We start from the raw sequence: 17,287 nt of genomic DNA, 5'->3' as shown, positions 1-17,287 counted from the left end.
CGTCAATCCGCGCTGGCGACCTTCTGCGGTTCCAGCGGCGCGGCGCTCTTCAGCTGTTCGCCGAGATCCTTGATGATGCGGGTGGTTTCCACCGAGAGCATGCGCGGGCGCTGAAGCGGCGGCGGGCTGCCGGCGGCGGGTTTGGCGGCGACGGTCTTGACCGATTTGTCCGGGCCGGGCGCCGGAACGCCGGGGATCGAGCGCAGCGTGATGCCCTGGTGGGCGTAGTCCATGACGCGCTTGAAGGTCATGGCGGGAAGCGTGCCGCCGGTCATCTTGTTGGTCGAGGTGTAGTCGTCGTTGCCGAACCACACGGCCGTGGTGAAATTGCCGGTGAAGCCGATGAACCAGGCGTCGCGATAGGCCTGCGTCGTGCCCGTCTTGCCTGCTGTCAGGATGCCGTTGTCGAGTGCCGCGCGCCTTGCGGTGCCGACATAGGGCACCCGCGACAGCATCTGGTTCATGTAGGCGTCGGCCTGTTCGGAGAGAACACGCCGGGCCGGCGGTTCGTCGCGGTCGAAGTCGTAGAGCACGTCGCCGCCGTAATCGAGGATCTGCGTGATGCCGTGGCGCCGGGACTGCATGCCGCCGGCCGGGAACACCGCATAGGCTGTCGCCTGGTCCATGACGGTGACTTCGGACGTACCGATCGGGATGGTGACGTCGTTGCGGACCGGCGATTCGACCCCGAGGTTCTTCGCCATTGCCCGGATCGGCGCGATGCCGAACTTCTCCTTGGCGAGGCGGACCGGAATGGTGTTGATCGACTGCGCCACCGCGGTTGCCAGCGTGATGCGGCCGGCATAGCGGTTTTCGTAGTTGTGCGGGCTCCAGTTGCCCCAGTAGATCGGCGCGTCGACGACGATGCTGTCGGGCGTCATGCCGCTCTCCATGGCCACCGAATAGGTATAGACCTTGAAGGACGAGCCCGGCTGGCGCAGCGCCTTGGTGGCGCGGTTGAACTGGCTTTCGCCATAGTCCCGGCCGCCGACCATGGCGCGCACCGCGCCGCCGTTCTCGATCGTTACCATGGCGCCCTGCTTGGCGTGGTAGCTCTCGCCATATTCGCGCAGCGACGTCTCCATCGAATCCTCGGCGGCCTTCTGCAGGCCCATGTCGATGGTGGTGCGGACAACAAGCGAATGCTGGTGGAAGCGCGGCGACAGGCGCATGGTCTCGTCGAACGCCCAGTCGAGGAAGAAGTCGGGCGACTCGATCTGGTTGCGGTCGACGACGGTGGCCGGGTTGCGGCGTGCCGCGATCACCTGACCCTCGGTCATCAGCCCGCTCTGCACGAGGTTGGTCAAGACCTCGTTGGCGCGCCCGCGCGCCGCCGGAAGGTTGACGTGCGGAGCGTATTTCGCCGGCGCCTTGAAGAGGCCGGCGAGCATGGCGGACTCGGCGAGGTTGACGTCGGTGATGCTCTTGCCGAAGTAGAACTGCGCGGCCGCCGCCGCCCCGAAGGTGCCGCCGCCCATATAGGCGCGGTCGAGATAGGTGGAGAGGATTTCCTTCTTCGACAGGTTCGCTTCCAGCCACAGCGCCAGGAACGCTTCGGTGATCTTGCGGTCGATCGAGCGTTCGTTGGAGAGGAACAGGTTCTTGGCGAGCTGCTGCGTCAGCGTCGAGCCGCCCTGGACCACGCCGCCGGCCTGCGCGTTGGTCACCAGTGCGCGGAACAGGCCGATGATATCGATGCCGAAATGGTCGAAGAAGCGGCGGTCCTCGGTGGCGAGCACAGATTTGATCAGCCCGTCGGGCAGTTCGTCGATCGGCACCGAGTTCTGGTGGATGACGCCGCGATGACCGATGACGTTGCCGTAGCGATCAAGGAAGGTGACGGCATAATCGCCGCGATTGCGCCAATCTTCCTTGGTAGCCTCGAACGCAGGCTGGGCGAGCGCGAGCATCAGGACGGCGCCGACGGAACCCCATGTGAGGCCTTCGCCGGCAAGTTCGAAGACCACGCGCTTCCAGCCGCGCACGCGGAAGCGGCGGAAGAAGATGGTGATGTCTTCCCAGATCTCGGCGGCGCGGAAACCGGCGTTCCAGATGGTCGAATCGATCCACGAATCGATCTTCAGCAGCAGGTGCCGTTTCTTGGCCGGTCGCTTTTCTGGATTGTCCGGATCCGTCACGTCTTATATTCCCGCCCGATCAGTCGCTTCGACGTCGGCTAGCCTGACGCCGGACCATGGCAAATCTGCCGTCCACATCCTGGCGTAACCGGAGTGTGGTGAATCATTGGTTGATTTGGCCGCCAAGAACAAGAGAAATGGAAGCTCTCACGCGATTTTGCGGAGCGCTGTTGCAAGAACGGAATGATGGAACAACAACCCTTCTGGAAGCAAAAGACGCTTGCCGAGATGAGCAACGACGAGTGGGAGAGCCTCTGCGACAGCTGCGGCCTCTGTTGTCTCAACAAGCTCGAGGACTGGGACAGCGGCGATATCTATTTCACCTCTGTCCGTTGCAAGCTTCTGGACAGTGAAAGCTGTCGCTGCTCGAGCTATCCGAACCGCTGGGACTTCGTGCCCGATTGCGTTCAGCTCACCAAGAAGAACGTCGACGACATACCCTGGCTGCCGCCGACCTGTGGCTACCGGCTGATCAACGAGGGCCGCGATCTCTACTGGTGGCATCCGCTGGTCTCCGGCGACCCGGAAACCGTGCACGCCGCGGGTATCTCGGCGCGCGGCCGCACCGTCAGCGAGACGGAGGTCGATGTCGAGGATTTCGAGGACTACGTGGTCGACTGGCCGCTTACCGTCGGGATGGATTCCGAGGACGCCGAAGACGAGGACGAACGGCAGTCGTCGCGCTCCTGACAAACGGATTCGGTTTATGGGCTGGGGATGATAACATATTGTCTCTGCAGGGTTTTCGGCGCCACGTTTTGCCAGGACTGGCGGATGAGGCTTTGCACCAGCTGATCCCGGGCGAGCCCGAAAATGACCCGCGTCGCGCCGCGTAGCCCCCAGCCGCCGGGCACCGCATAGGTCTCCTCGGGCGCAACGGCCAGCGTCATGTGCTGCTGCTCCGGCGTCAGCCGCACGACGCAGAAATCATGCTCCGGCAGGGTAAGGAAAATCCTGGTCCGCACGCGAAAATCGCGCGTGCCATGATGCACGCCCTCGACCGCCTCAGGCAGGCCGAGCGCGAAGGAGATGAGCTCTTCCCGGGTCATGACGTATTTTAGCATGAGCGGATGGGCCGCCGCCAATCAGAAAAATTCAAGCGGCCGCGCGCTCGTCCTCGGGCGCGTGTTCCGGCCGCTCCAGATCGGTCTTGGCAAGCGCCCGCTGCAGCGCCTCGATGCAGATGGGATCATGCGCCAGACCGGCGCCTTCCCAGAGGATGCCGAGCGCCTTGGAGATCGGCATGGCGGCGCGGTAGGGGCGATCGGCGGTGAGCGCGTCGAACACGTCGGCGGTCGATACGATCCTGACTTCCATCGGGATCTCGCCGGCCGTCAGCCCGCGCGGATAGCCCTTGCCATCCAGCCGCTCGTGATGGGCGCCGCCGATGCGGGCGAGGTCCGAGAAGGCGCCGATGTGGGAGAGGATCATCTCCGAGAACTCGGCATGGCGTTTCATCTGAGCCCATTCCTCGTCGTCGAGCTTGCCCGGCTTGTCGAGCACGCTGTTGCTGACGCCGAGCTTGCCGATGTCGTGCAAAAGGGCGGCGCGGCGCAGCAATCGGCGGCCGTTTTCGTCGATCCCCATCTCCTCGGCGATCAGATCCGTGAACAGGGCCACGCGGTCGCTATGGCCCGACGTATAAGGGCTCTTGGCGTCGATGACGCGGGCGAAAGCGGCGGCGATATCATCGAGATAGTCGTCATCCGCCAAGATTGCCTGCTGCCCCGGCTCGCTGTCGAGAACGATGGTCTCCAGCTGGTCCGAGGCAAGCGTCGTCCAGAAGTCGTCGCGGCCGGCGATACGGGCAAAGGCAGCGGCGAGCGAGGGATCGAACCAGCTGCCCGCCCTCTTGCCGATCTCGGCGATTGCGGCCTCGCGTCCGGCGCTCATCTGAAAGATATCGGCCACCTGCGACAGGAGTGCGATGCGCGAAAAGAGCGGGATGTCCTCGCCGGAGAGGCCGAGCGGCTTGCCGCCGCCATTCCAGTGCTCGTCGAGGCTGAGCACGCCATCGGCCACGCCTTCGGAAAAGCGCATTTGTCTCGCGATCTCGGCGCCGCGCTGGCAGCGAGTCTGGATCAGGTCGGTGACGAGGCGGCCGCCGTTCTGCAGGATGTTGACGATGCCGCGAAACCGCTCGGCAAGGCCCGCCTGCATGCCTGTATGCGAAAGCACGAAGCGCAGCACCTGGCTGAGGCTGCCGTCGACCAGCTTGAAGTCGCGCTTGAAGGAGAGGTCGTCGGCCATGTAGAGCTCGCAGATCCTCGCCGCGTTGCTGCTGCAGCCGAGATCCTTGAGAAGAAGCGTGTAATAGAGCTCCTGCAGCTGGTCGTCCGCCATGCCGATCTCGCGGCCGATATGCGTGCCGATGTAACAGGCGCGGATGCAGTGGCCGGGCGGTTGGCCCTCGGTGAGGTCGAGCGCCTTGCTCAACGCCTCGATGATCTCCGCTAGTCGTATCTGGATGGCCCGCATGTCGATCGCCCTTTGCCTGCGATCGGTTGTATCAGCGGGATCCTTGAGGAATGATTGAAGTACGCCGGAAAAATCAATATTTATCAATAGATTAGATATATGCGAAATGCAATGTATACGCCTGTGTCAGGAGAGTTTTCCGTGACTAGGAAAATAATCCTTGACGACGTAACGGTGCTTTGCTAGGGTTATGGCATAGTCGGAAAGTTGCGGGCAGGGCGCGGCGAGGGGCATGGTCTCCCGGCCGATTGATGAACCGAGCCCGCATCTCCGCTTCTCCACGCAGCACCTGTTGCCACGGGATTCCCCCATGACCGATATCGACGATTTCGCGCCGGAGCTGTTTGGCCTCTGGCCGGCTCGCCGTGCTTATGACGGCGGTCCGCCCGAGGCTCTTGACGAGGACAAGGCGCGTGCGGTGGCCGGGGCCTGCATGCTCGAGACCAAGTCGGCCCCATCGCCGGCCGAAGAGCTGCGCGTGCTCCTCAACGAGATGACTTCAGAGATGCGCGAGCAGTTCGCTGCCTTTCGCGAACTGCGCAAGGCGGCCGAGCAGACAGCCTCCGCCGGTGGTGACGATGCGGCCGCCAAGCTTGCCCGCGCCGATCTCAAGGCGGCGACGGATGCGATGTCGCTGATCGTGCGGACGCTGGAGAAGATCGACCAGCTGCAGCGCCAGTTCGCCCGCGACCGGGAACAGGCCGCCGAGGAAAGCGAAGCGGCGAGGGGGCTCGACCATGTCAAGACCAGGTTCCTCGCGCTCATTGAAGAGCGCGCCGAAACCCGCGCCCGGCAATTGTTGGCCGAGTGGCAGCGCGACGGCGCTCCTCCAGCCGACGACGGACCCGCCGTCGCCAACCGCGAAGCCGAACCGGGCTGAGCGGAACATCGCCAAGGCAAATACACGCCAGGCTGCCGACGTCTTCGTAGACTACAAGCATGACATGGGTGCGATCGTGGCGAAACGGGCTGATGACCGCGCAATGATCAAGGGTGCTGGCACGCCTGCTAACGCGCTTATCCAGGATATGGCGCATTCGGAAGACGGGACGGCGGCAACGGTTTCCACTGCGGCCCCACGCGTTGAAGCGGCGGCGAATGGCATGAGCCGGTCCTCCGCCGATACCGATGCTGCCCCAGGACAACCCGATCTCTCGCTGGCCGACATGCTCGATCTCCCCGCCGAGGAACTGGCGGACAGGCTCGCGCTCTGGCCATCGCTCGGCAACCTCTGGGCCTTTACCGGCCGTGAGGAACAGCAGCCGCCGCCGGGAGATTGGCGCACATGGCTGATCATGGGCGGGCGCGGCTCGGGCAAGACGCGGGCAGGGGCCGAATGGGTGCATGCGATTGCCAGCGCCGGGCGCGTATCGGATCTGCGCATCGCGCTGATTGCCGAAACGCTCGGCGATGCCCGCGAGGTGATGATCGACGGCATCTCGGGCATCATGCGGATCGCCCGCCGCTGCCGTCCCGATTTCGAGATCTCCCGCCGTCGGCTGGTCTGGCCGAACGGGGCGGTGGCGCAGATATTTTCGTCGGAGGATCCCGAAAGCCTGCGCGGTCCACAGTTTCACTTCGCCTGGAGCGACGAGCTCGCCAAGTGGAAGCACGGGCAAGAGACCTGGGACATGCTGCAGTTCGGCCTGAGATTGGGCACTGCGCCCCGGCAACTGGTGACGACGACGCCGCGTCCGGTGCCGCTCTTGAAGGCGCTGATATCAGATGCTGCGACGGTGACGACACGGATCAGCACCCGCGCCAATGCGCACAACCTGGCGCCCGGTTTCATCGACGCTCTGGCCGGCCGCTACGGCGGTACCCGGTTGGGGCGGCAGGAACTGGACGGCGAACTGATCGAGGATCGCGAGGACGCGCTCTGGCGTCGGGAGATGTTTGACGTAGCAACAATACGTTTCTCTGGCGATCTCCGCCGCATCGTCGTGGCGGTCGATCCGCCCGCGGCGGCGGGGGTGAACTCCTGCTGCGGCATCGTCGTTGCCGGGCTGGATGCCTCGGGCCGCGCCGTGGTGCTGGCGGATTGTTCGGTGGAGGGCGCAAGCCCCGCCGGCTGGGCCGGTGCGGTGGCGAAAGCCTACCGGCGCTTCGCCGCCGACCGCGTCGTGGCCGAGGTCAACCAGGGCGGCGACATGGTGACGGCGATGCTGAAGAGCATCGACGAGACGCTGCCTGTGACGACGGTGCGCGCAACGCGCGGCAAATTCCTGCGTGCCGAACCGGTGGCGGCACTCTACGAGCAGGGACGTGTCGCCCATGCCGGACGCTTCGTGGCGCTGGAGGACCAGATGTGCGATTTCGGCCCGGACGGACTGTCCTCGGGCCGCTCGCCCGACCGGCTGGATGCACTGGTCTGGGCGCTGACGGCATTGATGCTCGAGGGCGGCGGGGAGCCGCGTGTGCGGGGGATCTGACGACACCCGGCAGGTTCAAGGGCGCGCAAGCGTCGCCCTTGAACGTTATTCGCTTGCGCTTGGAGCAATTCCGCTTTTTTTCACTATCGGAACCGCTCTATCCTTTTACTTTTGCTCAATTCCGGACGGAAAACCGCTTCGCACTTTTCCTGGAATTGCTTTAACGCTGCTGTTGCTGTGTCGCCGGGCGCGGTGCCTGGGGCTCGGGACGGACCTGGCGCCACTCGCTTTCGAGTTGGTCCGTGACATGCTGCGGGATGACAGGCTGATTGGCGCTCGCAGGCTGCTGCATTGGTCCCTCCAGAATGGAATTAAGAATGCATTCATCACTGCCATGCGCCAAACTGTCTGTAAATCAGTGCCTTAAACACTTTAAACGATTGAATTTAATTTAATCGATTAAGCCGTCTTCTCCGCCCTCAACTTTTCCAGGTACACGCTATGGTTATCCACATCGACAGGGCATTTTTCTTCGATACGGTGCGTGAAGCGCTCTTCAAGGGGACGCTCTCGACGCAGCAGGTCGAGGGCATGACGGCGATTCTCGATTTCTGGGAGGCCAGGATGCCGGATGCCGATCCGCGCTGGCTCGCCTATATCCTGGCCACCGCGTTTCACGAGACCGCCTACACCATGCAGCCGGTGCGCGAGACGCTGGCGACAACGGATGCGCGCGCCGTCGAGATCCTGGAGAACGCCTTTGCAAGCGGCAAGCTCTCCTGGGTCAAGACGCCCTATTGGCGCCCCGACGAGGATGGCAAGAGCTGGCTTGGGCGCGGCCTGGTGCAGCTCACCCACAAGCGGAACTACGAGGCGATGAGCTCTCTCACAGGCATCGATCTCGTGGCCGATCCCGATCGCGCCATGGAGATGGGGCCGGCGGTGTCGATCCTGGTCGAGGGGATGGTCATGGGCAGCTTCTCCAACCACAAGCTCGCGGATCACCTGAACGAGACGAGCGACGACTGGGTGAACGCGCGGCGCATCGTCAACGGCACCGACCGCGCCGAAAAGCTGGCGGGCTACGGCAAGAGCTTCCTTGCGGCCATCCGCCGCGCGCCGCCGCCGACGCGGTGGGCACGGTTGAAGGCATGGCTCGGGCGTGTTATCGCCCGGCTCTCCGCTTAGGAATTTCAAGAGAGACTTTCATGATCCGCCACATCGTCTTCTTCACGGCACCGGTCGAAAATCTGGAAAAGGTACGCGAGGGCCTGTCGATCCTGACGGCCATCCCGCATTCCCGGCTGCTCGAGATCGGCACCAACGTGAAGACGGACCAGCTCGGTACCGAGGTGGATCTGGTGGTCTATGGCGAGTTCGACGACGAAGCGGCACTCGCTGCCTACAAGGCTCACCCCAACTACCAGCTCTCCATCGACCTCGTGCGCCCCATCCGCGAAATGCGCATGGCCGCGGATTATGAGAGCGATGCGGCGGTGAAGCAGCCGATGGGGTGAGTGGCGCTCAAAAGCGCCGCCCTTATTCCTTGATATCCGGCTCCACCAGTTTCGCCAGGTTGCGCAGCGACTCCTGCCAGCCGAGGTAGCAGGCCTCGAGCGGGATGACGTCGGGGACGCCGGATTGGGTGATCTCGATCTCGGTACCGACGGAGACCTTTTTCAGGATGACGGTGACGGTCATTTCGCCGGGCAGGTTGGCATCGTCGAAGCGATCGGTGTAGCGTACGCGCTCGCCTGGAACCAGTTCGAGATATTCTCCGCCGAAGGCGTGGCTGTTGCCGGTCGTGAAATTGCGGAAAGACATGTGGAACTTGCCGCCGACCTTGCCGTCGAATGCGTGCACGCTACAGGTGAAGCCGTTCGGCGGCAGCCATTTGGCGAGCGCGTCGGCTTCGATGAAGGCGCGATAGACCTTGTCGGGGCTGGTTGCGAGAACGCGGTGCAGGCGGACGGTATTCGGCATGGTCGTGATCCTTCGATCTGTTGCGTGATAGCTCTAGGACGAACGCGGACGCGCCGATCCTACACGCCTGGTGCGGATTTTTTCGCTGCCGCGACGTGGAGAATGAACAAATTCGCCCCTCGTGCCGTTTCCTGTGATCACAACGCCCACGATCTTTTTACCCGGACCTGTCTTGAGCATTACGACCGAAAAGAACGCCCCTGATGACGCCGAGAGGCTGGCCGCGCTGGAATCCCTGAGCATCCTGGATTCCGAGCCGGAGCCCGAATTCGACGATATCGTCTTTCTGGCCGCCACCATCTGCCACACGCCGGTTTCCCTGGTCAGCCTCGTGGGCGCCGAGCGGCAATGGTTCAAGGCGAGGATAGGCTTCGAGAGCTGCGACACGCCGCTCACGCAATCCGTCTGCGCGCATGCGATGAAGTCGAACGACATTCTCGAAATACCGGATCTGCGGCTGGACGATCGCACCAGGGACAATACGCTGGTAACGGGCGCGCCGCACATCCTCTTTTACGCCGGAGCGCCGTTGGTGCTGTCCGACGGCGTCGCGGTCGGTTCGCTCTGCGTCATTGATACCGTTCCCAGGCCGCAGGGTCTGGACAGCGACCAGCGCCGCGCGCTGCGCGCGCTGGCCAAGCAGGTGGTTCAGCTCCTCGAGGCGCGGCGGACGTCGCTGCGCAAGGATGCGCTGTTCCGGCGGCAGAAGCAGATCAGTTCCTCGATGCGGGCCAATGCCGATACTTCGGTCGCCGCCCAGGAGGCCGGGCGTATCGGCACGTTCGAGATCGACGTCGCTACCGGCGAAATGAAGGTCTCGGCCGAGTTCTGCCGAATTTTCGACGTGCCGGAGCATGGAACCTACGACGCGGCCGTATTCGAGCGGATGACGCATCCCGAAGACATCAAGCTGCGCTCCACCGACGAGAGCAGGAAGGATGGTTCGGCGCCTACCGAGACCGAATACCGCATCGTTACCGGCCACGGGGTACGCTGGGTGAAGCGCAACGCGACCTTCCAGTACGATGCCGCCGGCGATCCGGTGCGGATGATCGGCGCCGTGCAGGATGTCACCATCTCGAAGCGGGCGACGGCGCGGGTGCAGGCGCTGCTCGACCTCGGCGACCGGCTGCGCAATCTTGAGGATACGGAATCCATGGCGATCGCCGCGGCCGACCTGATGGCCAAGGCGCTGGACGCCACCCGCGCCGGCTTCGGCGTGGTCAACATGATGGACGAGACAGTCGACATGCAGCCGGAATGGTGCGCGCCGGGGGTGGTGTCGCTGGTCGGCAAGCACCGCTTTCGCGACTACGGCTCCTTCATCAATAATCTCAAGATCGGCGAGACCGTCGTCATCGGCGACGTGACGACCGATCCGAGAACAAGCGAGAATGCCGCCCAGTTGCTGGCGCTCGGCATCCGCGTGTTGGTCAACGTGCCGATCCTCGATCACGGCAGCTTCAGCCTCGTCGTCTTTGTCCATCACGATCATCCCTACGAATGGCTGGAGGAAGAGGTCGCCTTCGTCCGCAGCTTCGGCGATCGAATCCAGTCGGCGATCGCCAGGCTCCAGGCCGAGGCCGACCAGAAACTCGTCAACAGCGAGATCAGCCATCGTCTCAAGAATACCTTCGCGATCATCCAGGCCATCACGACCCAGACACTGCGCCCGGTGACCGAGCGCGTCCACGTGACAAATCTGGAACGCCGCCTGCAGGCGCTGAGCCGCGCCCACGACATCCTGCTGCTCGACAACTGGTCGAGCGCGGCCGTGGCCTCCATCGTCGAAGGTGCGGCCGAGGGGCTTTCGGTGTCCAACAGGGTCAATGTCGATGGCCCTGATATCGCGCTCGGCGCACGTGGCACGCTGTCGCTGTCGCTGATCATCCACGAACTGCTGACCAATGCCGTGAAATACGGCGCGTTGTCGGGGCCGACTGGCCATGTCGATGTGCGCTGGCATGTCGAGGGGCAGGGGCCGCAGGCGGTCTTCCATTTCGATTGGAAGGAGACCGGCGGTCCCGCCCAGAACGCGGAACCCGAGCGCAAGGGCTTCGGCTCGAAGCTGATCGGCATGGGCCTCATCGGCGCCGGCGGCGTCGTCACCAATTATGACCAGTCCGGGTTCTCGGCAACCATGTCCGCGTCCCTCGACCAGCTACAGCGAGCGAATTAACGTGTTATGGCAGCGACATACCCCCAGGAACCCCGAGCCGTGCTGGTCGTTGAGGACGAGCCGCTTTTGCGGATGATGGCGGTGGCCCTCGTCGAGGACGCCGGCCTCATTGCCATCGAGGCCGAAAATGCCGATGAAGCCGTGACGATACTTGAGGCCCGCACGGATATCGCCATCGTCTTCACCGATATCGACATGCCGGGCAGCATGGATGGCATGAAGCTCGCTGCGGCGATCCGCGACCGCTGGCCGCCGATCGAGCTGATACTGACCTCGGGCCACATCAGGGCCGCCGACGTCGTTCTGCCAGAGCGTAGCGTGTTCTACGCCAAGCCCTATGATACCGAAACCGTGGCGCGGACGATGCGCGGCATGGTGCACTGATCGTTTAAAGGCGAACCGGCGGGCAATTTGGCTGTTTTCCTCCAACCTGAAGTCGTATATTCCAGCTTGGTTGAAATGAATACGCACTTTTCAGGAGAGAAAAATTGAAGATTGTAACAACTGCCGCTGCCCTGTTTCTGGGCTGGGCAACCTTGGCTCAGGCGGCGTCCTGCGAAGCCAATTTCAAGGTCTCGGGCGTGCCGATGGTGACCGCGCTCAGCTACCGTACCTTCCAGGATTTTCCCAAGGCCAAGGCCGCCAGCGTGCTGAAGAACCTCGCGCAGGCCGTTGCCGCCGAAGGTTTCTCCGGCATTAAGGTCAACAAGGAACTCTCGGCGATCGACGCTTTCCAGGAGACCTCGGGCAGCGGCCGCATCCAGACGCTGCGCGTCGTGGCGCGCCAGAAGGGTGCTGGCGTTCGTGTCGATGCCGTCTTCGACATCCAGGCCGGCCAGCTCACCACCAAGGAAGTGGTGCGCACCGGCCTTTGCAATATCGTCGGCTCGGCACTGTAAGCCCTGAGAGAAATTCCAGGCGAAGCGTGAAGCAGTTTTCCGTCCGGAATTGCGACAGGCAAGGCCCTGAACGGTCGCGAGCCTCGCTCGCGACCGACGCCAATGAGGCGAAAGAACACGCGCACCGCAACTGATCGCGATGCTGCTCCGACGGGCCTGACGTGTGCCCGCGACGACATCAAGGAAAACGGATCATGAAACTTCGATCTCTCCTGCCGTGGGGCTCCGCGGCGGGCCGCAAGCCTGTGTCTGAACGAAAAGCCGCCGCCGGCTTCATGTCGCTTGCCGCCGAGGGCCGGGCGAGTTGGACCGGCCGCTCCTACGCGGCGCTTGCGCGCGAGGGCTTCATGCGCAACCCGGTGGCGCATCGCTGCGTCAGACTGGTGTCGGAGGCGGCCGCCTGCGTGCCGCTGCTGATCTATGAGGACGACCGCGAGCGGTCGGATCACCCGCTGCTCGACCTGCTGCGCCAGCCGAATGACCGCATGAGCGGCCCCGATTTCTTCGAGACGCTCTATGGCCACCTGCTGCTTTCGGGAAACGCCTATGTCGAGCCCGTCGATATCGGCGGTCAGCTGCGCGAGTTGCATCTCTTGAGGCCCGATCGCATCGGCATCGTCGAAGGTCGCGACGGATGGCCGGAGGCTTACGACTACCGTGCCGGCGGCGCCGTCAGGCGCTTTCCCGCCGAGACCGACGGGCTCGGCCTGCTGCACCTGAAACTCTTCCACCCGCTCGACGATCATCTCGGCTTTCCGCCGCTGGCTGCCGCCCAGGTGGCGCTCGATCTCTCCAATGCGGCCGCGACCTGGAACAAGGCGCTGCTTGACAATTCCGCGCGCCCCTCCGGCGCGCTCGTCTACCAGCCCAAGGAGGGCGGCAATCTCTCACCAGACCAGTACGAGCGGTTGAGGCAGGAGCTCGACGAGGGATACTCCGGTCCGATGCGTGCCGGCCGGCCGCTGCTCTTGGAAGGCGGGCTCGACTGGAAATCCATGGGTCTCTCGCCCAAGGACATGGACTTCGTAGAGGCCCGAAACGGCGCCGCCCGCGACATCGCACTTGCCTTCGGCGTGCCCCCCATGCTGCTCGGCATCCCCGGCGACAACACCTACGCCAACTACCAGGAAGCCAACCGCGCCTTCTACCGCCTCACCGTGCTGCCGATGCTGACCCGCACCCTGGCGGCGCTCTCGACCTGGGCAGCGGCGAGCTATGGCGACGGCCTGCGGCTGGAGCCGGATCTCGACAAGGTCGCGGGGCTTTGCGCCGAACGCGGCGAGCTCTGGAAGCGCGTGGGCGAGGCGGCGTTTCTGACGGATGAAGAGAAGCGGCAGGCGGTGGGGTATTGAGGGGGAAACGTCTGGTCAATTGCACCCATGGAGCGTAAATGAGAGTTATGCACTCAACGCTTCCCGACGGTCTGACATACCAGCCGGATTTCGTCTCCGAGGAGATGGCCGACGCGCTCGTGGCAGCGCTGGATGGATCGTCTTGGGACGAAACCCTGAAACGCCGCGTCCAGCATTTTGGATACCGCTACGACTATCGGGCCCGGGCGGTGATCGGCGATGCCTACCTCGGGGCTCTGCCGGACTGGCTCCGCGAGATCGTCGCGCGCATGGTCTCGGCGGGGCACTTCCCGCATCCGCCCGATCAGGTCATCGCCAACGAATATCATCCGGGCCAGGGGATCAGCGCCCATGTCGATTGCGTGCCCTGTTTCGGGGACAATATCGCCTCGCTCAGCCTGCTGTCACCGTGCGAGATGATCTTTCGTCATCCGGCCACCGGCGAGAAACGGGTGCTGATGCTGGAGCCCCGCTCGCTGCTGAAAATGGATGGCCCTGCGCGCTATCAGTGGACGCATGAGATTCCGGCGCGGCAGGCGGACACGGTCGATGGCGAAAAACGACCCCGCCGGCGGCGGATATCGCTGACGTTTCGGAATGTGGTCAGGACGACGGGTGAGGCGCAGCGTTGAGCCCAGCTCGGAAATTTGTTATACACCGTATTACAAATCGAGGAGCAAGCCGATGACCAAGCCCGTTCTTTCCGACCCGATTGCCCTGCGCATTCCAGAAGACATGCTGAAGGACATCGAGACCATCGCCAAGGCCACCGACCGCAGCCGCAGCTGGGTCATCGTCAGGGCACTGAAATATTATCTGATGGAAGAGGGGAATGATGTTCTGCAGACGCTCGCCGCGCAGGAAGAGGTAAGGCAGGGCAACGTCATGGATATGGATGATTTCCTGGCGGAGCTTGAGGCGGAAGACCGCGTTGAACAAGCGAAGCGGGATGACGCGGCATGAAAAAGGTGCGGATCGCAGCGCCAGCCATGCGTTTCATCCGCCACGAAAAGGCCTATCTGAAGCGCGTCAACAACAAGGCTGCGGTTCACTTGGCGCAACGGCTCCGGCAGGTCACCAAGACGCTGTCCGAGTTCCCCGGCGCGGGCGCGCCGACCCTCGCGCCCGGTGACGTCAGGTGCTTCGTATCGCCGCCATATCTCTTCGAATATGAAATCCATCCCGATGAAGTGGTCATCCTGCTGATCTATCACGGGCGTCAGCAGCGACTTCTCCAAATCGACGAAGACGGCGATCTTTCAGACAGTTAACACTGAGATCGGAATCGCCTGCACAAGATGGAGCACGTCGGGCGCTGGCGCGGAATCGACGTGCGAGCGGCTGGCCGCAACAGATTCAAAAGACAGCAGGAATTGAACCAACCGCTGCATCGCTGCGGCGGAAAACGTACGCCGCCGGCACAATCCCACACCGACCACAAAGGCCCGAACCAATGGCCGATTTCTCCAACGATACCTCCCTGTGGGCAACCAGGGCGCTGGGCGCGTCGGCGGGTGCCGCCGTGTCGCTGATCTATCTGCTGCCGAAGAGCCGGCGCGAGGCGGCGAGCCGGTTTTTCACAGGCCTTGCCTGCGGCCTCATCTTCGGTGGCCCGACGGGACTGTGGATCGCCGAGCGGCTGGAACTGGCCGATCGGCTCTCGGTATCCGAGGTGATGTTGTCTGGCTCCGCCGCTTCCAGCCTCTGCGCATGGTGGGGGCTCGGCATTCTCTCACGCATCGCCGGCCGATACGGCAGCCGGGGCCGCTGACGGCATAGAGCGCCGCCAACACGTTTCATGAACCAAGGAGCATGATCATGACCGCAAGCCGCGCGCTGGCGCGATCCCCCACGCGCTTGTCTACCCGGGCTGTTCCCGGCGCGGATACGCGCAAGTTCGCCAACCTGGAGCTGCGTGGCCTCAGCCGCGACGGTACCTTTTCCGGCTATGCCAGCGTCTTCGGCGAGGTCGATCTCGGCAAGGACGCGATCGAGCGCGGCGCCTTCCTGCGCTCGCTGAAGACACGGGGCGCCGGTGGCGTGCGCATGCTTTTCCAGCATGATCCGGCCGAGCCGATCGGGGCCTGGAAGACGATCCGCGAGGACAGTCGCGGCCTCTATGTCGAGGGCGTGCTCGCCGAGGGCGTCAGCCGCGCCCGCGAAGTGCACCAGCTTTTGAAAAACGGCGCGCTCGATGGGCTGTCGATCGGCTTTCGCACCGTCCGCGCCAAGACCGACGCCAAATCCGGCGTGCGCCGCATCCTGGAGGCCGACCTCTGGGAGATCTCTGTGGTGACCTTCCCCATGCTGCCGTCCGCCCGCGTGCAGAACATCAAGAATGCGCGGTGGTTCCGCGACAAGGAGACCGAGCTCGTCCGCGCCATGCGCCGGGCCGCCCGGACGATGCTGCAAGACACATTCAAGTAGACCTTCACAAAAGGATGATCCCGCAATGACCGACACGCAGATTGCCGCCAAGACCGCCCCCGAGATCAAGGCCGCGCCCGAAATGGCCGCTGCCTTCGACGAGTTCATGGAAGCCTTCGAGGCCTTCAAGGAAACCAACGACTTAAGGCTCGGCGAGATCGAGCAGAAGCTGACATCCGATGTCGTCACCCGCGACAAGATGGACCGCATCAGCCGCGCCATGGACGAGCAGAAGAAGGTGCTCGACCAGCTGGCGCTGAAGAAGGCCCGCCCGCCGCTCGGCCGCAATCATGCCGCCAGCGGCGAGATCACCGAGCACAAGGCGGCCTTCGAGCAGTATATCCGCCGCGGCGACGAGGCCGGCCTGCGCGAGATCGAGGCGAAGGCGATGTCGGCGGGATCGGGTGCAGACGGCGGCTATCTCGTGCCCGACGAGACCGACAGCGAGATCGGCCGCCGCCTCTCGGTGGTCTCGCCGATCCGTTCGATCGCCACGGTGCGGCAGGTGTCGGGTTCGGTCCTGAAAAAGCCGTTCTCGATATCGGGCATGGCGTCCGGCTGGGTGGCCGAGACGGCCGCGCGGCCGCAGACCAATAGCGCCCAGCTCGCCGAGCTCTCCTTCCCGACCATGGAACTCTACGCCATGCCCGCCGCCACCCAGGCGCTGCTCGACGATGCCGCCGTCGATATCGAGGCCTGGATATCCGGCGAAGTCGACATCGTGTTCGCAGAGCAGGAGGGAGCTGCCTTCGTGAATGGCGACGGCATCAACAAGCCGAAGGGCCTGCTCACCTACACCGCCGTTGCCGACAGCGGCTGGAGCTGGGGAAATCTCGGCTATATCGCCACCGGTGCCGCCGGCGGTTTCAAGGCATCGGGGGCTTCCGACACGCTGATCGACACGATCTATTCGCTGAAGGCGGGGCATCGGCAGAACGCCGATTTCGTCATGAACCGCCGCACCCAGGCGGAAGTGCGCAAGCTGAAGGACGGCGACGGCCGCTATCTCTGGCAGCCGCCGGCGACGGCAGGCGAGGCCGCTTCCCTGGTCGGCTTCCCCGTCGTCGAGGCCGAGGACATGCCCGATATCGCCGCCAACGCCATGGCCATCGCCTTCGGCGACTTCCGCGCTGGCTATCTGGTGGTCGACCGCACCGGGGTGCGCGTGCTGCGTGATCCCTATTCGGCCAAGCCTTACGTGCTGTTCTACACGACCAAGCGCGTCGGCGGCGGGGTGCAGAACTTCGAGGCGATCAAGCTGGTGAAGTTCGCGGTGAGTTGAGTGGGATGGGGGATGGCGCGGCAACCCCGAAGGTGGCTGACACTCTGCCGTGTAACCCCTCACCCGACCCTTCGGGCCACCTTCTTGGATGATCAAAATATGAGATAATTGTTTCTGCCGGGCGGGTAGCCGCCCGCCCGGCAGCTGGTTGTCGGATCGTCACCTTCTTAGCCGTTT

The 17,287-nt window shown here is 63.8% G+C and carries 20 protein-coding genes; 15 read left to right on the top strand and 5 right to left on the bottom strand.

Annotated elements, in window-relative coordinates:
- Positions 1–2 precede the first annotated feature (2 nt).
- The gene (locus QTL95_RS14330; protein WP_289720636.1) at positions 3–2,138 is read right to left on the bottom strand and encodes a transglycosylase domain-containing protein; all 2,136 of its coding nucleotides are present in this window, start codon (positions 2,136–2,138) and stop codon (positions 3–5) included.
- Between the two features lie 186 nt (positions 2,139–2,324).
- Here QTL95_RS14330 and QTL95_RS14325 point away from each other — a divergent pair, with 186 nt between their 5' ends.
- Positions 2,325–2,828: a YcgN family cysteine cluster protein gene (locus tag QTL95_RS14325; RefSeq protein WP_289720635.1), complete on the top strand. Its 504-nt coding sequence runs from the start codon at positions 2,325–2,327 to the stop codon at positions 2,826–2,828.
- 14 nt (positions 2,829–2,842) lie between these two features.
- Here QTL95_RS14325 and QTL95_RS14320 read toward each other — a convergent pair whose 3' ends face one another.
- Both QTL95_RS14320 and QTL95_RS14315 read right to left on the bottom strand, forming a co-directional pair.
- Positions 2,843–3,187 (bottom strand): MmcQ/YjbR family DNA-binding protein, encoded by a 345-nt coding sequence (locus QTL95_RS14320; protein ID WP_289720634.1) that lies wholly within the window; start codon positions 3,185–3,187, stop codon positions 2,843–2,845.
- Positions 3,188–3,233: 46 nt separating this feature from the next.
- The gene (locus QTL95_RS14315; RefSeq protein WP_289720633.1) at positions 3,234–4,616 is read right to left on the bottom strand and encodes an HD-GYP domain-containing protein; all 1,383 of its coding nucleotides are present in this window, start codon (positions 4,614–4,616) and stop codon (positions 3,234–3,236) included.
- 310 nt (positions 4,617–4,926) lie between these two features.
- On the opposite strand from QTL95_RS14315, the gene QTL95_RS14310 reads away from it, so the two are divergent.
- Positions 4,927–5,496 (top strand): hypothetical protein, encoded by a 570-nt coding sequence (locus tag QTL95_RS14310; RefSeq protein WP_289720632.1) that lies wholly within the window; start codon positions 4,927–4,929, stop codon positions 5,494–5,496.
- A gap of 64 nt (positions 5,497–5,560) precedes the next feature.
- Positions 5,561–7,048: a DNA-packaging protein gene (locus QTL95_RS14305; RefSeq protein WP_289720631.1), complete on the top strand. Its 1,488-nt coding sequence runs from the start codon at positions 5,561–5,563 to the stop codon at positions 7,046–7,048.
- Between the two features lie 160 nt (positions 7,049–7,208).
- Here QTL95_RS14305 and QTL95_RS14300 read toward each other — a convergent pair whose 3' ends face one another.
- Positions 7,209–7,340: a hypothetical protein gene (locus tag QTL95_RS14300; RefSeq protein WP_289720630.1), complete on the bottom strand. Its 132-nt coding sequence runs from the start codon at positions 7,338–7,340 to the stop codon at positions 7,209–7,211.
- Positions 7,341–7,489: 149 nt separating this feature from the next.
- Between QTL95_RS14300 and QTL95_RS14295 the strand changes: the two genes are divergently transcribed.
- Together QTL95_RS14295 and QTL95_RS14290 are read left to right on the top strand one after the other, a co-directional pair.
- Positions 7,490–8,176, top strand: coding sequence for a hypothetical protein (locus QTL95_RS14295; RefSeq protein WP_289720629.1), 687 nt, complete (start codon positions 7,490–7,492; stop codon positions 8,174–8,176).
- 20 nt (positions 8,177–8,196) lie between these two features.
- Positions 8,197–8,505: a Dabb family protein gene (locus QTL95_RS14290; protein ID WP_289720628.1), complete on the top strand. Its 309-nt coding sequence runs from the start codon at positions 8,197–8,199 to the stop codon at positions 8,503–8,505.
- A 22-nt stretch (positions 8,506–8,527) separates the two neighbouring features.
- Here QTL95_RS14290 and QTL95_RS14285 read toward each other — a convergent pair whose 3' ends face one another.
- Complete coding sequence (locus tag QTL95_RS14285) at positions 8,528–8,971, bottom strand: SRPBCC family protein (RefSeq protein WP_289720627.1); 444 nt, start codon at positions 8,969–8,971, stop codon at positions 8,528–8,530.
- Between the two features lie 172 nt (positions 8,972–9,143).
- Here QTL95_RS14285 and QTL95_RS14280 point away from each other — a divergent pair, with 172 nt between their 5' ends.
- The 10 genes from QTL95_RS14280 to QTL95_RS14235 all read left to right on the top strand — a co-directional run bounded on the left by QTL95_RS14280 (position 9,144) and on the right by QTL95_RS14235 (position 17,110).
- Positions 9,144–11,150 (top strand): GAF domain-containing protein, encoded by a 2,007-nt coding sequence (locus QTL95_RS14280; protein ID WP_289720626.1) that lies wholly within the window; start codon positions 9,144–9,146, stop codon positions 11,148–11,150.
- Positions 11,151–11,156: 6 nt separating this feature from the next.
- Positions 11,157–11,534, top strand: a complete 378-nt coding sequence (locus QTL95_RS14275; protein ID WP_289720625.1) for a response regulator — start codon at positions 11,157–11,159, stop codon at positions 11,532–11,534.
- Positions 11,535–11,638: 104 nt separating this feature from the next.
- Positions 11,639–12,049, top strand: a complete 411-nt coding sequence (locus tag QTL95_RS14270) for a hypothetical protein (protein WP_442981296.1) — start codon at positions 11,639–11,641, stop codon at positions 12,047–12,049.
- 194 nt (positions 12,050–12,243) lie between these two features.
- Positions 12,244–13,401 carry a phage portal protein gene (locus QTL95_RS14265; protein ID WP_289720624.1) on the top strand — a complete coding sequence of 386 codons (1,158 nt, stop codon included), beginning with the start codon at positions 12,244–12,246 and terminating at the stop codon, positions 13,399–13,401.
- A 38-nt stretch (positions 13,402–13,439) separates the two neighbouring features.
- A complete protein-coding gene (locus QTL95_RS14260) occupies positions 13,440–14,033 on the top strand; it encodes an alpha-ketoglutarate-dependent dioxygenase AlkB (protein WP_289720623.1) in 594 nt (197 codons plus the stop codon).
- A 52-nt stretch (positions 14,034–14,085) separates the two neighbouring features.
- Positions 14,086–14,364, top strand: coding sequence for a CopG family ribbon-helix-helix protein (locus tag QTL95_RS14255; protein ID WP_289720622.1), 279 nt, complete (start codon positions 14,086–14,088; stop codon positions 14,362–14,364).
- The gene (locus QTL95_RS14250) at positions 14,361–14,672 is read left to right on the top strand and encodes a type II toxin-antitoxin system RelE/ParE family toxin (RefSeq protein WP_289720621.1); all 312 of its coding nucleotides are present in this window, start codon (positions 14,361–14,363) and stop codon (positions 14,670–14,672) included. Before QTL95_RS14255 ends, QTL95_RS14250 begins: the two co-directional genes overlap by 4 nt.
- Before the next feature lie 182 nt (positions 14,673–14,854).
- Positions 14,855–15,172: a DUF6107 family protein gene (locus QTL95_RS14245; protein ID WP_289720620.1), complete on the top strand. Its 318-nt coding sequence runs from the start codon at positions 14,855–14,857 to the stop codon at positions 15,170–15,172.
- Positions 15,173–15,219: 47 nt separating this feature from the next.
- Positions 15,220–15,828, top strand: coding sequence for an HK97 family phage prohead protease (locus QTL95_RS14240; RefSeq protein WP_442981295.1), 609 nt, complete (start codon positions 15,220–15,222; stop codon positions 15,826–15,828).
- A gap of 25 nt (positions 15,829–15,853) precedes the next feature.
- Complete coding sequence (locus tag QTL95_RS14235) at positions 15,854–17,110, top strand: phage major capsid protein (RefSeq protein ID WP_289720618.1); 1,257 nt, start codon at positions 15,854–15,856, stop codon at positions 17,108–17,110.
- Positions 17,111–17,287 lie beyond the last annotated feature (177 nt).

The sequence above is a fragment of the Rhizobium sp. S152 genome (assembly GCF_030380735.1).
In the GTDB taxonomy this organism is placed as follows: Bacteria; Pseudomonadota; Alphaproteobacteria; order Rhizobiales; family Rhizobiaceae; genus Rhizobium.
Note: the sequence above shows the minus strand (reverse complement) of the source record. Positions and strands in the feature narration are given on the sequence as shown.

What these genes read in the sequence shown, in the direction of transcription:
- QTL95_RS14325 (WP_289720635.1), top strand. Translation starts at nt 2,325, where the DNA reads ATGGAACAACAACCCTTCTGGAAGCAAAAGACGCTTGCCGAGATGAGC.
- QTL95_RS14320 (WP_289720634.1), bottom strand. Translation starts at nt 3,187, where the DNA reads ATGACCCGGGAAGAGCTCATCTCCTTCGCGCTCGGCCTGCCTGAGGCG.
- QTL95_RS14315 (WP_289720633.1), bottom strand. Translation starts at nt 4,616, where the DNA reads ATGCGGGCCATCCAGATACGACTAGCGGAGATCATCGAGGCGTTGAGC.
- QTL95_RS14310 (WP_289720632.1), top strand. Translation starts at nt 4,927, where the DNA reads ATGACCGATATCGACGATTTCGCGCCGGAGCTGTTTGGCCTCTGGCCG.
- QTL95_RS14305 (WP_289720631.1), top strand. Translation starts at nt 5,561, where the DNA reads ATGGGTGCGATCGTGGCGAAACGGGCTGATGACCGCGCAATGATCAAG.
- QTL95_RS14300 (WP_289720630.1), bottom strand. Translation starts at nt 7,340, where the DNA reads ATGCAGCAGCCTGCGAGCGCCAATCAGCCTGTCATCCCGCAGCATGTC.
- QTL95_RS14295 (WP_289720629.1), top strand. Translation starts at nt 7,490, where the DNA reads ATGGTTATCCACATCGACAGGGCATTTTTCTTCGATACGGTGCGTGAA.
- QTL95_RS14290 (WP_289720628.1), top strand. Translation starts at nt 8,197, where the DNA reads ATGATCCGCCACATCGTCTTCTTCACGGCACCGGTCGAAAATCTGGAA.
- QTL95_RS14285 (WP_289720627.1), bottom strand. Translation starts at nt 8,971, where the DNA reads ATGCCGAATACCGTCCGCCTGCACCGCGTTCTCGCAACCAGCCCCGAC.
- QTL95_RS14275 (WP_289720625.1), top strand. Translation starts at nt 11,157, where the DNA reads ATGGCAGCGACATACCCCCAGGAACCCCGAGCCGTGCTGGTCGTTGAG.
- QTL95_RS14265 (WP_289720624.1), top strand. Translation starts at nt 12,244, where the DNA reads ATGAAACTTCGATCTCTCCTGCCGTGGGGCTCCGCGGCGGGCCGCAAG.
- QTL95_RS14260 (WP_289720623.1), top strand. Translation starts at nt 13,440, where the DNA reads ATGAGAGTTATGCACTCAACGCTTCCCGACGGTCTGACATACCAGCCG.
- QTL95_RS14255 (WP_289720622.1), top strand. Translation starts at nt 14,086, where the DNA reads ATGACCAAGCCCGTTCTTTCCGACCCGATTGCCCTGCGCATTCCAGAA.
- QTL95_RS14250 (WP_289720621.1), top strand. Translation starts at nt 14,361, where the DNA reads ATGAAAAAGGTGCGGATCGCAGCGCCAGCCATGCGTTTCATCCGCCAC.
- QTL95_RS14245 (WP_289720620.1), top strand. Translation starts at nt 14,855, where the DNA reads ATGGCCGATTTCTCCAACGATACCTCCCTGTGGGCAACCAGGGCGCTG.
- QTL95_RS14240 (WP_442981295.1), top strand. Translation starts at nt 15,220, where the DNA reads ATGACCGCAAGCCGCGCGCTGGCGCGATCCCCCACGCGCTTGTCTACC.
- QTL95_RS14235 (WP_289720618.1), top strand. Translation starts at nt 15,854, where the DNA reads ATGACCGACACGCAGATTGCCGCCAAGACCGCCCCCGAGATCAAGGCC.